This is a genomic window from Thermomonas hydrothermalis (genome assembly GCF_900129205.1).
Classification (GTDB): domain Bacteria; phylum Pseudomonadota; class Gammaproteobacteria; order Xanthomonadales; family Xanthomonadaceae; genus Thermomonas; species Thermomonas hydrothermalis.
The window spans coordinates 1-12,918 of record NZ_FQUK01000050.1 but is presented as its reverse complement, the minus strand read 5'-3'; the positions used below and the strand labels follow the sequence as shown (position 1 = coordinate 12,918).

At 62.9% G+C, this 12,918-nt stretch carries 14 protein-coding genes; 4 read left to right on the top strand and 10 right to left on the bottom strand.

Annotated elements, in window-relative coordinates; all coding sequences use genetic code 11:
• Nucleotides 1-279: 279 nt before the first annotated feature.
• The 8 genes from BUA29_RS10785 to BUA29_RS10750 all read right to left on the bottom strand — a co-directional run bounded on the left by BUA29_RS10785 (nucleotide 280) and on the right by BUA29_RS10750 (nucleotide 8,016).
• Nucleotides 280-576 carry a CopK family periplasmic copper-binding protein gene (locus BUA29_RS10785; protein ID WP_019562338.1) on the bottom strand — a complete coding sequence of 99 codons (297 nt, stop codon included), beginning with the start codon at nucleotides 574-576 and terminating at the stop codon, nucleotides 280-282.
• Between the two features lie 409 nt (nucleotides 577-985).
• On the bottom strand, nucleotides 986-3,343 hold the full coding sequence (locus BUA29_RS10780) for a heavy metal translocating P-type ATPase (RefSeq protein ID WP_072756552.1): 2,358 nt from the start codon (nucleotides 3,341-3,343) through the stop codon (nucleotides 986-988).
• Nucleotides 3,344-3,347: 4 nt separating this feature from the next.
• Complete coding sequence (locus BUA29_RS10775; RefSeq protein ID WP_072756555.1) at nucleotides 3,348-3,530, bottom strand: DUF2933 domain-containing protein; 183 nt, start codon at nucleotides 3,528-3,530, stop codon at nucleotides 3,348-3,350.
• Between the two features lie 179 nt (nucleotides 3,531-3,709).
• A complete protein-coding gene (locus tag BUA29_RS10770; RefSeq protein WP_218587188.1) occupies nucleotides 3,710-4,153 on the bottom strand; it encodes a DUF411 domain-containing protein in 444 nt (147 codons plus the stop codon).
• Nucleotides 4,154-4,227: 74 nt separating this feature from the next.
• A complete protein-coding gene (locus tag BUA29_RS10765; protein ID WP_072756550.1) occupies nucleotides 4,228-4,821 on the bottom strand; it encodes a c-type cytochrome in 594 nt (197 codons plus the stop codon).
• Nucleotides 4,822-4,875: 54 nt separating this feature from the next.
• On the bottom strand, nucleotides 4,876-5,181 hold the full coding sequence (locus BUA29_RS10760; RefSeq protein WP_072756549.1) for a hypothetical protein: 306 nt from the start codon (nucleotides 5,179-5,181) through the stop codon (nucleotides 4,876-4,878).
• Nucleotides 5,182-5,215: 34 nt separating this feature from the next.
• Nucleotides 5,216-6,160 carry a copper resistance protein B gene (locus tag BUA29_RS10755; protein ID WP_143148922.1) on the bottom strand — a complete coding sequence of 315 codons (945 nt, stop codon included), beginning with the start codon at nucleotides 6,158-6,160 and terminating at the stop codon, nucleotides 5,216-5,218.
• On the bottom strand, nucleotides 6,157-8,016 hold the full coding sequence (locus tag BUA29_RS10750) for a copper resistance system multicopper oxidase (RefSeq protein WP_072756548.1): 1,860 nt from the start codon (nucleotides 8,014-8,016) through the stop codon (nucleotides 6,157-6,159). The genes BUA29_RS10755 and BUA29_RS10750 overlap by 4 nt, the downstream gene beginning before the upstream one ends.
• A gap of 155 nt (nucleotides 8,017-8,171) precedes the next feature.
• On the opposite strand from BUA29_RS10750, the gene BUA29_RS10745 reads away from it, so the two are divergent.
• Both BUA29_RS10745 and BUA29_RS10740 read left to right on the top strand, forming a co-directional pair.
• Nucleotides 8,172-8,855 carry a heavy metal response regulator transcription factor gene (locus BUA29_RS10745; protein ID WP_072756547.1) on the top strand — a complete coding sequence of 228 codons (684 nt, stop codon included), beginning with the start codon at nucleotides 8,172-8,174 and terminating at the stop codon, nucleotides 8,853-8,855.
• A complete protein-coding gene (locus tag BUA29_RS10740; RefSeq protein ID WP_072756546.1) occupies nucleotides 8,856-10,238 on the top strand; it encodes a heavy metal sensor histidine kinase in 1,383 nt (460 codons plus the stop codon).
• A 199-nt stretch (nucleotides 10,239-10,437) separates the two neighbouring features.
• Here BUA29_RS10740 and BUA29_RS10735 read toward each other — a convergent pair whose 3' ends face one another.
• The gene (locus BUA29_RS10735; RefSeq protein ID WP_084602445.1) at nucleotides 10,438-10,827 is read right to left on the bottom strand and encodes an EAL domain-containing protein; all 390 of its coding nucleotides are present in this window, start codon (nucleotides 10,825-10,827) and stop codon (nucleotides 10,438-10,440) included.
• Between the two features lie 255 nt (nucleotides 10,828-11,082).
• Nucleotides 11,083-11,889, bottom strand: coding sequence for a cation efflux transmembrane domain-containing protein (locus tag BUA29_RS10730; RefSeq protein WP_425443780.1), 807 nt, complete (start codon nucleotides 11,887-11,889; stop codon nucleotides 11,083-11,085).
• 229 nt (nucleotides 11,890-12,118) lie between these two features.
• Here BUA29_RS10730 and cadR point away from each other — a divergent pair, with 229 nt between their 5' ends.
• Both cadR and BUA29_RS10720 read left to right on the top strand, forming a co-directional pair.
• The gene (gene cadR / locus BUA29_RS10725) at nucleotides 12,119-12,538 is read left to right on the top strand and encodes a Cd(II)/Pb(II)-responsive transcriptional regulator (protein WP_037989410.1); all 420 of its coding nucleotides are present in this window, start codon (nucleotides 12,119-12,121) and stop codon (nucleotides 12,536-12,538) included.
• A 105-nt stretch (nucleotides 12,539-12,643) separates the two neighbouring features.
• A partial coding sequence (locus BUA29_RS10720; protein WP_143148921.1) for a transposase family protein occupies nucleotides 12,644-12,918 on the top strand: 275 nt, incomplete at its 3' end.

Here is a 12,918-nt window from a genome sequence, read left to right as displayed (position 1 = left end):
TGGTGGTGCAGACGCGACCGGAATCCAACCCACTCTCTCAACGATTGAGCAATCCCGGGCAATCCTGCGGGTTGTTGTGGACGCAATGGCCTCGGCAATGAACGCCGGTCAGTCAGTGCAGGGCGGACTCTCACCTTGTGCGGCGCCGATTGACCGGTAGCGTCGCAGCCTACCATCGAGTGGTTAGCCCCAGCTATGACCGATGGCCCGCCAGCGCGTGTTGGTCAACGAGTTGGCCCGACATCCGCTGGCGTGCAGTTCACGAATTGAATCGAGTAGTCAACCGCCGGAATGACCCTGACGGAGAAGACCATCGAGTCGAGCGACCTCGTTGCCGTTGGCTGTAATCTTCTGGCCATCGACCGTTTCGAGCGATTGCCCCTCTTTCAGGTTGATAGCCCGTCCGAACTTGTCTTCCAGCGCCGTCTTGCCGTCCTCGAATACATACAGGGTTCCACCGTCCTTGAGGAGGAACATTTTCTTGGCGCTGGCCGCTGCCGCGTCACCAGCGAACGATGGGGTTACGATGGCGCTCAGCACGGTGGCGGCGACAACAGCGGTAATCCTGGCTTTCATCTCTACACTCCTTTCAATCAAACGTGAAGGCATTTCTGTCAATGCCTTGTGCGACTGCACAGTATGTATTCTGCGAAGCCACCGCTGACGGGAAGATGAGACGGCCGTTACGTATATGTCAGATTCCATTCGGGATGGGATCGGGATTAATCGTGTGCCAATCTCAATGCATTCCTGCTCACCAAGGCGGGGCGCGGACTCATCGCCACATCGGTGCAAGTGCTTATGGCGATGCCGACTGGGCGCCAAGTGCGGTATCGGTGTGAGGCGGCTCAGGTGCCGTGGTCGAGAGCATTCCAGGCCTCGATAGGGATCAGGTGTCCAACGTCGGGTGGCAACCGATACGACAGACCCAGCGATCTGGGAGTGCAACCAGCACCCACCACGGCACGCGCGACGATCCTCGTGTTCAGACAAGACGGACGCCGCGCAAACGCAGCGCATTGCCGATCACCGATGCGGAGCTGAAACTCATCGCCAGGGCGGCGATCAACGGTGAAAGCAGCCAACCGGTGAGCGGATACAGCACGCCGGCCGCAATGGGAATGCCCAGTGCGTTGTAGAGAAAGGCGAACATCAGGTTCTGCTTCATGTTGCGGACCGTGGCCACTGACAAGGCGCGCGCCACCGCAATACCGCGCAGGTCACCCTTGACGAGCGTGATCTGTGCGCTGTTCATCGCCACGTCGGTGCCGGTGCCCATGGCGATACCGACGTCGGCCTTTGCCAAGGCCGGGGCATCATTGATGCCGTCACCAGCCATCGCAACGATACGCCCCTCGCGCTGCAGCCGCTCCACCAGTTGCAGTTTGTCGGCGGGCTTGACCTCGCCATGCACCTCATCGATGCCCAAGCGCGCCGCCACGGCCTTGGCCGTGGTCAGACCGTCGCCCGTGGCCATGACGACGCGCAAGCCCTCCGCGCGCAGCGACGCCAGCGCTTGCGGTGTGGTCTTCTTCACCGGGTCGGCGACGGCCAGGACTGCGGCGAGCACGCCATCGACGGCCAGATGCATCACGCTGGCACCCTCACCGCGCAGCGCCTCCGCCCGCTCGGCCAATGGCCGCACGTCCACACCGAGCTGTTCCATCAGCGCGGTGTTGCCCAGTGCCACGGCATGTCCATCGACGCGCCCGCGCACGCCGATGCCTGAGTGCGAGTCGAACTCCTCGGCGCGTGAGAGCACCAGGCCCTGCTCGCGCGCGGCCGTGACGATGGCTTCCGCCAGCGGGTGCTCGCTGCCCTGGTCGAGGCTGGCAGCCAGTCGCAAGGCTTCGCCGGCGGTGAAGCCTTCGGCTGCGATCGTCGTCTGATAGCGCGGCCGGCCCTCGGTCAATGTGCCGGTCTTGTCGACGATCAGGGTATCGACCTGGCGCATTTTCTCGATCGCGGCGGCATCGCGAAACAGCACCCCCTGCGTAGCCCCTCGCCCGGTCGCCACCATGATCGACATGGGCGTGGCCAAGCCCAGCGCGCAGGGGCAGGCGATGATCAGCACAGCCACGGCGTTGATGAGGCCAAAAACCCAACGCGGTTCCGGCCCGAACAGGCCCCAGGCAAAAAAGGTCAGCACGGCGATGGACACCGTCGCGACCACGAAATAGCCCGCCACGACATCGGCCATGCGCTGCATCGGCGCCTTGGACCGCTGCGCCTGCGCCACCATCTGCACAATCTGGGACAGCATGGTCGCCGAGCCGACACGTTCGGCGACCATGACGAGCGCGCCACTGGTATTGAGCGTCGCACCGATGACCTTGTCGCCCACCCGCTTGGTCACGGGCAGGGACTCCCCCGTCAGCATCGATTCGTCCACAGCGCTGCTGCCCTCGATTACCGTACCATCTACCGGAACCTTTTCGCCGGGTCGAATGCGCAGCCGATCGCCGACATGGATGTGCGTCAGGGGCACGTCCTCTTCCGTGCCATCGTCGCGAAGGCGCCGGGCGGTCTTGGGGGTCAGTCCGAGCAAGGACTTGATGGCGGCCGAGGTCTGCGAACGCGCCTTGAGTTCCAGTACCTGCCCCAGCAGGGTCAGGGAAATGATCACCGCCGCCGCCTCGAAGTACACCGCGACCCGTCCCATGGACACGAACGAGTCCGGGAACAGTTGTGGGGCCACGGTCGCCGCCACGCTGTAGACGAACGCCGCCCCGGTGCCCAGCGCGATCAGGGTCCACATGTTCGGGCTGCGATGGACCACGGACTGCCAGCCGCGCACGAAGAACGGCCGACCCGCCCACAGGACGATGGGCAGGGACAGAACGAGTTCGATCCAGGTCTGTGTGCGCGCCTCGAACCAATGCAACTGGTGGCCGAACATGGCAAGCACAGTGACCATGACGGTCAGCGGCAGGGGGCACCAGAAGCGGCGCTGGAAATCGCGCAGCTCGGGACTCTCTTCTCCTTCGAGATCCGGCAGCACCGGCTCCAGCGCCATGCCGCACTTCGGACAATAGCCGGGGTGATCCTGCCGGATCTCGGGGTGCATGGGGCAGGTGTAGATCGTGCCTGCCGCCAGCGCCGGCGCTTCGACAGACGAAGGCTCATGGCCGCTGTAGGCATAGCGCGCCGGCTCGGCGACGAACTTCGCCCGGCACTTGGCGCTGCAGAAGTAAAAGAGTCGGCCTGCGTGCTCGACGTGGTGCTCGGACTGCGCGGTCACGTCCATGCCGCAGACAGGGTCCTTCAGACCTTCGGCCCGCTGCTGTGCGCTCGGGTGGTCGTGGGTGTGTCGGCGGTGGTCGTGCGCAGATCGCAGGTCCATGGCTTCAGGCCTCTTTGTCGGGGCGGTTGTCGGGCAGTGCGCCATGCCTGCCGTGGCCATGCAGCAGGTGCATCAGCGGGCACGCTAGCAGCAACAGGTACACCCAATTGCCTGCGACATGGCTCCAGTGCTCGCGCAGCAGGTAGAAGCCGCCGATGAGGGCAACCATCAGCAACGCGGTCCTCATGCGCCGATTCAGACCGGACTGGCCGCGCGTGTCGTGGAGGTGTTCTTGGTCAGTCGCGTTCATCGCGGTGTTCCCTTCATCGAGGATCGGCGCGGTCGGCGCCGGCCTCCTGTTCCAGGTTGCAAGACCGCTGCTGCGCCTCATGGATCCAATCGGCACACGGTCAGTGCATGGTTTCTTCACGGATAAGAACCGAAAACTTGCGCTGCTCCGTCTTTCCCAACCAGCAAGACTTTGTAGGCATCACGGCGTCCTCCGTAGGCGACACCATCCATGCCGGGTGAACCAATGGGCATGCCCGGCACCGCCAAGCCCAGGGCTTGGGGCTTTTCCTTGAGCAGCCGCTGGATGTCCGTGGCGGGTACGTGGCCTTCGATCACATAGCCCTGGATCAGGGCCGTATGGCAGGAACCGAATTTCTGCGGCATCCCGAGGCGAGCGCGGGCCGCGCCGTTGCCCTGGTCGACGGCATTCACGCGGAATCCGCTTTTCTCCAGGTGGGCAATCCAGTCCTTGCAACACCCACAGTTCGGGTCCTTCCACACCTGCACGGCGACCGTCTGCGGTGCGGCGGCGGGTGTGAGGAAGGGAAAAAGGCTCAGGGCAAGCATCGCCATCAGCATGCGCGGTCGTCTGCTCACGTGAGATCGGGCTGAAGTTGTTCGTGTCATAGCAGGTCTCCTACTCGGAAATGCCTTCAGGGTTGATTGCCGTCCTGGATCGCGCCCTGCGGCATCGCTTCTTCATCGCTTCGTGCGGTGAGGATCTGATACTGCTCCGGTGTCAGCTCCGGCAAGCGCTGCAGGAAAGCCACCATGTTCCAAATGCGTTCGTCATCGTGGGTCGGCCCCCATGCCGGCATTCCTGAGGCTTTAATGCCATGTTTGATGATCCAGAAGCGTCGTCTCGCTTGTGCCGTTAGGTCTTTTCTGTCCGCCTGAGCGTGGGGCAGGCTGAGATTGGGCGGTACCGGATACAGCCCCAGAGTGAAATCACTCTCTTTCTCTCCGGGGCGCAGGTGGCACCCCGCACACATGTCATTGTAATCGGCACCACCGGCAAGCAGGCGCTTGGGCGTGCCCAGGTCGCCGGGCACTTCGATATCGGCACTGGCGCGGGCTATGGAGCGCTCACGCAAGGTCTCGAGCGCCCAGTAGGTCAGCCCGTTATGCGGCACATCGGCACCGATCGGATACCAGCCGGAGTAGAGAAAGGCCATCCCCGCCGCCAGCGCGAACAGGCCCGTGCCCAGCAGGTATTTCCCACAGGACAGCAGAGGTCTGGATTTCATGTAATCTCCTTTGGAGTGCCGCCCTTGCGGGTAAAGAGCAAGGGCGGGTTTCAGTCATTTTTCGTGTGCGTGCCGCGGCGGCTTGCTTTGCTCGGCTTTTTCACTTTGCTGTTGGTGTCCGGCGTAGGTGCCGTTTGATGCTGGGCTATCCTGATGCATGTCTTTCATGCATTTTTGCATCATCGCCTGCATCACGGGATCATTCATGTCCATCTTGCTGTGATCCATGTCTTTCATGGCGGCACAGTCAGGTTTTTGCTGTACATCCTTCATGTGCTCTTTGGGGGAGTGTGCTGACACTGATGCCGCTAGAAACAAGGCGGGAATGCCCAGCAGAAAAAAGGATTTTGATGATTTCATGATGTCATTCCTCTTGGGTTGAACAGCTTGGCCTTCAGAACCAGAAACGCAAGCCGGCCACATACCGCGTTTCCCGGGCACGTTGCCCTTCGGTGCGGGCAAAATCGGCGGTCTGTCCGAACTTGCCAGCCCATTCGACGCCGACGTAGGGCGCGAACTGGCGCGAGAACTCGTAACGCAGGCGCAAGCCCGCCGCCGCATCGGAAAGTCCACTGCCCAAGCCACGCGCTTCATCGCGCCGGCCATACAGGTTGGCCTCCATGCGGGGCTGCAGAATCAGGCGTTGGGTGAGCAGGAGCTCGTACTCGCCCGACAGGCGCAACGCCGTGCGTCCTGAGCTGCCGACGTAAGCGGTGGCATCGACATTGAACCAGTACGGGGCGAGCCCTTGGATGCCCACAGCGAGCCAAGTCCGGTCAGGGCCGGCGCCGCTGTCCAGCCGCACCCCGAGTTGGGTGTCCCAGTACGAGGCGATCGCATGGCCCCACAGGACCTCCGTGCGTGCCTCCTCCAGTTTGCCTTTGGCGACGTCACCCTCGGCCTTGAGGACCAGGCGGTCGTAGGTGCCGCCGAACCAGGCTTGCGCGTCATAGGCGGTCGCGTTCCCGTCCTTCGTGTAAACGCGCTCCAGGCGATCGAGGAGCACGCTGCCAAACGCATGTTCATCGGACAGCCGCAGTTGCCGTGGCCCAGGAAATGCGTACGGGCCCGACTCCAAGGTCAAGCCATTGGCATACGCGTGCGGATCGCGGGCATCGGCGGGGGCGGCTCCGCCTTGCATGCGCATGCTGCCGTGGTCCATGGTGGCGTTCGCGGACGATGGGGCGCGCGTTGGGGCGGCAGCCGCGCCCGAGTGCGCGGCATGGGCGCCGCCTTCCGTCGGTGTTTGCGCCCAGACGGGCGCCGCACCGAGCAGCACCAGCGCCGCAGTGAAGAGAGAGCAGGGTTTCATGGCGAATCTACTTGGGATGAGTTTCATGACACGACCACCACGCGGAACATGCCCATGTCCATGTGCAACATCAGGTGGCAGTGCCAGGCCCAGCGACCCAGGGCGTCGGCGGTCACGAGGAAGCTGACGCGCTGCGCGGGTTGAACCGGGACGGTGTGGCGACGCACCAGGAACTGCCCGTCGGGCGTTTCCACCTCGCTCCACAGCCCATGCAAATGCATCGGGTGGGTCATCATCGTGTCGTTGTGCAGGATGACGCGCACCCGCTCGCCGTACTTCAGGTGCACCGGCGTGCTCTTGCCGAACTCGAGGCCGTCGAGCGACCAGGCATAGCGCTCCATGTTGCCGGTGAGGTGCAGCTCGATCTCGCGCTCGGCCCCGCGAGGATCGAGAGGGCCGCCGATCGTTTTGAGGTCGGCCAGCGTCAGCACGCGCCGGCCGTTGTTGCGCAGGCCAATGCCCGGATCGTCAAGATTGGTGCGCGGCATGTCCACCCGCATATCCGTGCTTGGGCCGTATTCCGTGCGTGCGTGACGGACCGTGGCGCTGGGCTTGGCCATCGCGCCGCCTGTCATGCCATGCATCGCGTGCTGGCCGTGATCCATGGCCATCGCGCCATGGTTCATGCCGGACATGTCGTGCTTCATGCCCGGCATGTCGTGGCCCATCGCGCCGTGGTCCATCGCGCCCATGGCCGAGCCGCCATGCCCCATCGCGCCGTGGTCCATCGCACCCATCATGTCGGCCATGGTGAGCCATTCGACGGGATCGAGCGCAGGCACGGCGGCGCTCAAGCCCTCGCGCACCGCGAGCGTGCCGCGGGCGAAGCCGGTTCGATCCATCGATTGCGCGAAGATCGTGTAGGCGTCCTCTCGGGGCGTGACGATCACGTCGTAGGTCTCGCCCGGCCCGAAGCGGAACTCATCGACGGTCACGGGCTCGACGTTCTGCCCGTCGCTTTGCACCACCGTCATCTTGAGCCCCGGGATGCGCACGTCGTAGAAGGTGTTGGCCGCGCCGTTGATGAACCGCAGACGCACGCGCTCGCCCGGCCGGAACAGGCCAGTCCAATTGCCGGCAGGGGTGACGCCGTTCATCAGGTAGGTCAATGTCGCCCCCGAGAGATCGGCCAGATCGGTCGGGTTCATCCGCATCTGGTTCCACATCGCACGCTTGTCCAGTGCGCGGGAGAGCCCCATGTCGGCCACGTCACGGAAAAAATCGATCGCCGTCGGCTGATTGAAGTTGTAGTAGTCGCTTTGCGCCTTGAGCTTGGCGAGCACCCGCATGGGGTCTTCGTCGGTCCAGTCGGACAGCAGCACGACATGGCCGCGGTCGGCGCGGATGGGGTCTGCCTCACGCGGCTCGACGATCAAGGCCCCGTACATGCCGGTCTGCTCCTGCATGCCGGAGTGCGAGTGATACCAGTAGGTGCCGGTTTGTTCGAGGCGAAACTGGTAGGTGAAGGTTTCGCCAGGGGCGATGCCCGGGAAACTGACCCCAGGCACCCCGTCCATCTGGTAGGGCAGGATGATCCCGTGCCAGTGGATCGAGGTGGCCTCGCGCAGGCGGTTGGTGACGCGGATGGTGACCGTGTCGCCCTCCCGAAGTTTGAGCGTCGGCGCCGGGATGGAGCCGTTGATGGTGGTCGCCATCCTTGGTGTGCCGGTGAAGTTGACCGGCGATTCGGCGATCACCAGGTCAATATTCGTGCCGCTGAGCACGGGCGCCGAACCCGTGCGCGTGTCGGCCAGCCCCTGCGCCGCGGCGCGCACCCAAGGTGACAGGCCGACCATCACGCCGCCGGCGACCAAGCCGCGCACGAAACGCCGCCGCGAGGGCATCAACGGCAATGACGAATGAAACGGTCTCAGAGATGGCATGGGCTCCTCGCGATGAGTTACTGATGTCGTGGGTGAGATGCTAGGGAGCCACCCCTGTCAGGAAGCTGTTCGTCCGATTACATTTTTGTTATCTGCGTGTCAGGTGCACCCAAAATCGTCACACTAGCGGCTATTCGATATGGCGGAGCACCCTCGTGAAGATACTGATCGTTGAAGATGAGCCCAAAACGGGCGACTACCTGCGTCAAGGCTTGAGCGAAGCGGGTTTCGTGGTCGATCTGGCGCAAGACGGCGCCGATGGTCTGCACCTGGCCTTGCAGGGCGAGTACGACCTGGTCATCCTGGATGTGATGCTGCCCGGCCTCGACGGCTGGCAGGTACTGCAGTCCTTGCGCCATCGCGGCCTGCAGATGCCGGTGCTGTTCCTGACCGCACGCGATCAGGTGGAAGACCGGGTCAAAGGCCTTGAACTCGGTGCGGACGACTATCTGGTCAAGCCTTTCTCCTTTGCCGAATTGCTGGCCCGCGTGCGCACGATCCTGCGCCGGGGGCGCAGTGGCAACGAGAGCACCGTGCTGCGCGTGGCCGATCTCGAACTGGACCTGCTGCGCCGACGCGTTTCACGCGGCGGGCGACGAATCAGCCTGACGGCCAAAGAGTTCGGCTTGCTGGAACTGCTGATGCGCCGTCATGGCGAGGTCCTGCCCCGCTCGCTGATCGCCTCGCAGGTCTGGGACATGAATTTCGACAGCGACACCAATGTGATCGAGGTGGCCATCCGGCGCTTGCGCGCGAAGATTGATGAGGGTCATGAGGTCAAGCTGATCCACACCGTACGTGGCATGGGTTACGTATTGGAAGCACCGGAGGAGCGCTGAATGTTTCGCTCCCTGTCACTGACGACCCGGCTCACCCTCTTCTTTACGTTGGCGGCTGGGGCTGTGGTGTTTGGATTGGCCTTGTTGGTCATCGCTGCATCCGAGCGGCATTTCATCGAGCTGGATCACATGGCGCTGCAGGACAAGCAGCACCTGATCGAGGATATTTTGGCGCGATCCAATTCGACCGAGGACGCCAAGTGGCTGCTGCGTGAGGCATTGAGCCACCATCACGGGCTGTACGTCAGCGTCCACGATTCGAAAGGTGAAACGCTCTTCCAGTCCGAAGGATTTCGCCTCCCGCGCGAACTGTCACCGGCGGATGAAGGCAACGGCAACGACGCGCTGATCCATTGGGCCGACGCAGGGCAGGCGTTTCGCGGGATGCGTGTCCGGGTTATTCCAGCCTATGACGCAACGACGCGGCTGGACATCCTCGTTGCCATGGACACGGCGCATCACACACGGTTCATGCTGGAGTTGCGGCGCACCCTGATGACCTATGCCGTCGTGACGATCGTCATCTGTGGCTTGCTGAGCTGGTTTGCCGCGTACAAGGGGCTGGCGCCATTGCGTGCCATGAAATCCAGAGCCACCACGCTCACGAGCCAGCGGCTGCACCAGCGCATGCCCGTCGAGGCGGTACCCATCGAAATGGCCGATCTGGCTCACGAACTCAACAAGATGCTGGACCGGCTGGAAGACGCGTTCACGCGACTGTCGGAGTTCTCGTCGAATCTGGCGCATGAGCTGCGCACCCCCCTGAGCAACCTGCTGACCCAGACCCAGGTCGCGTTGGCTACCCGGCGCGATGCCGATACCTACCGGGAGATCCTGGCTTCCAATGCCGAGGAACTGCAGCGTCTGGGCCGCATGGTGTCCGATATGCTGTTCCTGGCCAAGGCCGAACGCGGGATGATGCTGCCGAACCGGGAACGTTTCTCGGCAGCCGAGGAAACGCACGCCCTGATTGAGTTCTATGAGGCGGTCGCCGATGAGAAGGGCGTCAGACTGGCTCAGCGTGGTGAGGGCGAGATCGTCGGTGATCGCTTGATGTTCCGCCGTGCCCTGAGCAATCTGCTTTCGAACGCGCTGCGCCACACCCCGCCACATGGCGAGGTCACGATCGAGATCAGCCAGTCTTCCCAAGCCACCCGGGTGAGCGTCGAGAACACCGGCGAGGACATCGACCCGAGGGTACTGCCGCGCCTGTTCGATCGGTTTTACCGTGCTGACCCATCGCGGTCACATCCGGAAACCGACGGCGCAGGGCTGGGATTGGCGATTACCCGCGCCATTATGCAAACCCATGGAGGATCGATCAGCGTGACGTCCGCGCAGGGCAGGACCCGGTTCTGCCTGGAGTTCCCAGGCGGAACCTGATGAGGTGAAGCAGTTGGGGCGAGCCAGCCCAAGTGCCTTTGGTCTGTGCGCTTTCGCAGAGGCAATGGCCCCGATCGCTGTTGAACCGACCGGGCTGACGGCTCCCGATCACGGATCAGCGTGAACGCTACGAAGAGTTTGAGAGAACTCGAGGGCGTGATCATGCGCCGGGGCCCGGTGCCATGGAGCGGCTTTGCCGTCATGTACCGAGGTGGCCTTGCTCTTGGCGATCCACGTCCTGACCGAGATCATGACTCGGACATGCGCTTTGCAACCACCTGCGCGCGAAAACCTCGGCCGGCTCCGGACGGGCGAAGTAATACCCCTGTGCTTCGTCGCAACCCAATGCCAGCAAGTGTTCCGCCTGCGCTGCCTCTTCCACACCTTCGGCCAGGGTCTTGAGGCCGAGGCTCTTCGCCATGGCAACGATGGCGGACCCAATGGCGAGATCGTTGCGATCGGTCAGCATGTCCCGCACGAACGAGATGTCGATCTTCAGTTTATGAACGGGAAATCGCTTGAGGTAAGCCAGTGAGGAATACCCGGTGCCGAAATCATCGATGGACAGCGCAAACCCGGCCGAGGTCAGGGCGCGCGTGACCCTCCATCACCGAGATCGCGGCAGCCGAGAGCATTGACCGGGGGCATGCAAGTCGGATCGCGCAACTGACCCGGCTTGCACCTGACATCGTCGAGGCGTGCGTGGTGGAAAAGGCAGTCGGGCTTGTGCTGGAGCGCCTGATCCGGCGAGCCTTGCCATTGGATTGGGCAGCGCAGCGTGAAATTCCAGGGCGGGAATTCAGTCGTTGATATTGCCGGGGCGGCATGTCCCGCGCTCGCTGCTTCAGGCACCGAGGCGCAGGATGCGCCGCGCACCGTTCAATACCAGCAGCGCGATGAGCGAGCCAATCACCAAATCGGGGTAACGCGATCCTGTCCAGGCGACCAACGCCCCGGCCGCGATCACCCCCAGGTTTGCCAGCACGTCGTTCGTGGAGAAGATCCAGCTTGCCTTCATGTGAGCGCCGCCTTTTCGATGACTGGAGATCAAGACAAGGCAGGTAACGTTTGCAATGAGCGCAACGAGCGCGATCCCCATCATGAGCGGTGGCTCGGGCTCGCTACCAAAGACGAAGCGGCGCAGCACCTCGGACATTGCGCCGAGCGCGAGCAACAGTTGCAGCCAGCCTGACAACCGCGCCGCCTTCAGCTGGTGCCCGGTAGGACGGCCGACGGCGTAGAGCGCGAGCCCGTAGACGGCGGCATCCGCGAACATGTCCAGTGAGTCAGCCATGAGCCCCGTGGACTGCGCAATCCACCCGATCGTCACTTCGACGACAAACATGGCGGCGTTGATGGCAAGCAACCATTTGAGAGCGCGAGACTCTTGCTCGGAGGACGGCTGGCTGTCGCTTTGCCCATCGACAGTGTGCGGGCCATTCGATTCAGTTGACGCAATGAGACGGGCGCCCAAGCCGAGACTTTCAAGCTTGCTTGCAATGGGTTCGACGGGGCCGTCGTGAAAAACACGCAACTCGCGCTTGCCAAGATCGAACTCGAGTGCGGCCAGCCCGCTCGTATTCTCGAGCGCGAGCCGGATCATGCGCTCCTCCGAAGGGCAGTCCATCTTCGGCACCGAGAACAGACTCATCCTTCCCGTCCCGGTCGGCGTGGCACCCGTCATGGACTCCGCCTTCCGCTCGGACGCACATCCGCAGGATTTCTGGCATTCATCAGTCATAGTCATTGGTCCTTGATTCTTCTCGTTCCTGATCCGGCGAGGCTCTTGCAGAAACCAGCAAGCATCCGGAGGGTATTTTGAGATTTAACACTCTATAGCTACTATAGAGTCAAGTCGATGATAAAAAGGGGTTGCAGCTATGCAGATCGGAGCGCTTGCCCGGCAAACCGGGTGTCCGATTCAAACGATTCGCTTTTATGAGCAGGAAGGACTCCTGCCGCCCCCGTCCCGGAGCGCGGGCAATTTCCGCTTATATGGCGACGCACACGTCGAACGCTTGCTTTTCATTCGCCGCTGTCGTTCGCTGGACATGACGCTCGACGAGATTCGTGTGCTGTTGCGCCTCAAGAACGTGCCAACCCAAGATTGCAGTGAGGTCAACCGTGTTCTTGAGGCACACATCGAGCAGGTCGCGGTGCGTATCCAGGAACTGAGCGCACTTGAGCAGCAGCTCAGATCCTTGAGGGAAATGTGTTCCGAAGGCAGAAGCGCCGAACAGTGCGGCATCCTGTGCGAACTGTCTCAACCAGTATCTGCCGCCGAGCTCGCCGTACCTTGATGCAAGACGAGGTGAGCAGTGCAGATTCGGTAACCAACGGCCGACCAATTCGGCTCCATCGCGTCTGGTGTGGAACGGGCCGCCGGATGATGTCAGCCTTGGCGGATGCAAGAACAACTCTTCACCCAGGCTTTGGGGCTGACGCCGCCGTGGGCGGTAGACAGCGTGTCGTTTCGTCCGGATGAGGGGGCGATCCACTTCGAGGTGTCGTGCGATACGGCCCGGCTGGCCTGTCCGGTCTGCGGGGCGGCGGACCAGCCGGTGCACGACCGGGTGGAGCGCACCTGGCAGCATCTGCACTTCTTCCAGTTCAAGGCCTTCATCCACTGCCGGGTGCCGCGCGTGGCCTGCCGCGAGTGCGGCAAGACCTCGCAGGCGCC

Coding starts and splice junctions, on each gene's coding strand:
- BUA29_RS10785 (WP_019562338.1), bottom strand. CDS start 576: ATGAAAGCCAGGATTACCGCTGTTGTCGCCGCCACCGTGCTGAGCGCC.
- BUA29_RS10780 (WP_072756552.1), bottom strand. CDS start 3,343: ATGGACCTGCGATCTGCGCACGACCACCGCCGACACACCCACGACCAC.
- BUA29_RS10775 (WP_072756555.1), bottom strand. CDS start 3,530: ATGAGGACCGCGTTGCTGATGGTTGCCCTCATCGGCGGCTTCTACCTG.
- BUA29_RS10770 (WP_218587188.1), bottom strand. CDS start 4,153: ATGCTGATGGCGATGCTTGCCCTGAGCCTTTTTCCCTTCCTCACACCC.
- BUA29_RS10765 (WP_072756550.1), bottom strand. CDS start 4,821: ATGAAATCCAGACCTCTGCTGTCCTGTGGGAAATACCTGCTGGGCACG.
- BUA29_RS10760 (WP_072756549.1), bottom strand. CDS start 5,181: ATGAAATCATCAAAATCCTTTTTTCTGCTGGGCATTCCCGCCTTGTTT.
- BUA29_RS10755 (WP_143148922.1), bottom strand. CDS start 6,160: ATGAAACTCATCCCAAGTAGATTCGCCATGAAACCCTGCTCTCTCTTC.
- BUA29_RS10750 (WP_072756548.1), bottom strand. CDS start 8,016: ATGCCATCTCTGAGACCGTTTCATTCGTCATTGCCGTTGATGCCCTCG.
- BUA29_RS10740 (WP_072756546.1), top strand. CDS start 8,856: ATGTTTCGCTCCCTGTCACTGACGACCCGGCTCACCCTCTTCTTTACG.
- BUA29_RS10730 (WP_425443780.1), bottom strand. CDS start 11,889: ATGAGTCTGTTCTCGGTGCCGAAGATGGACTGCCCTTCGGAGGAGCGC.
- cadR (WP_037989410.1), top strand. CDS start 12,119: ATGCAGATCGGAGCGCTTGCCCGGCAAACCGGGTGTCCGATTCAAACG.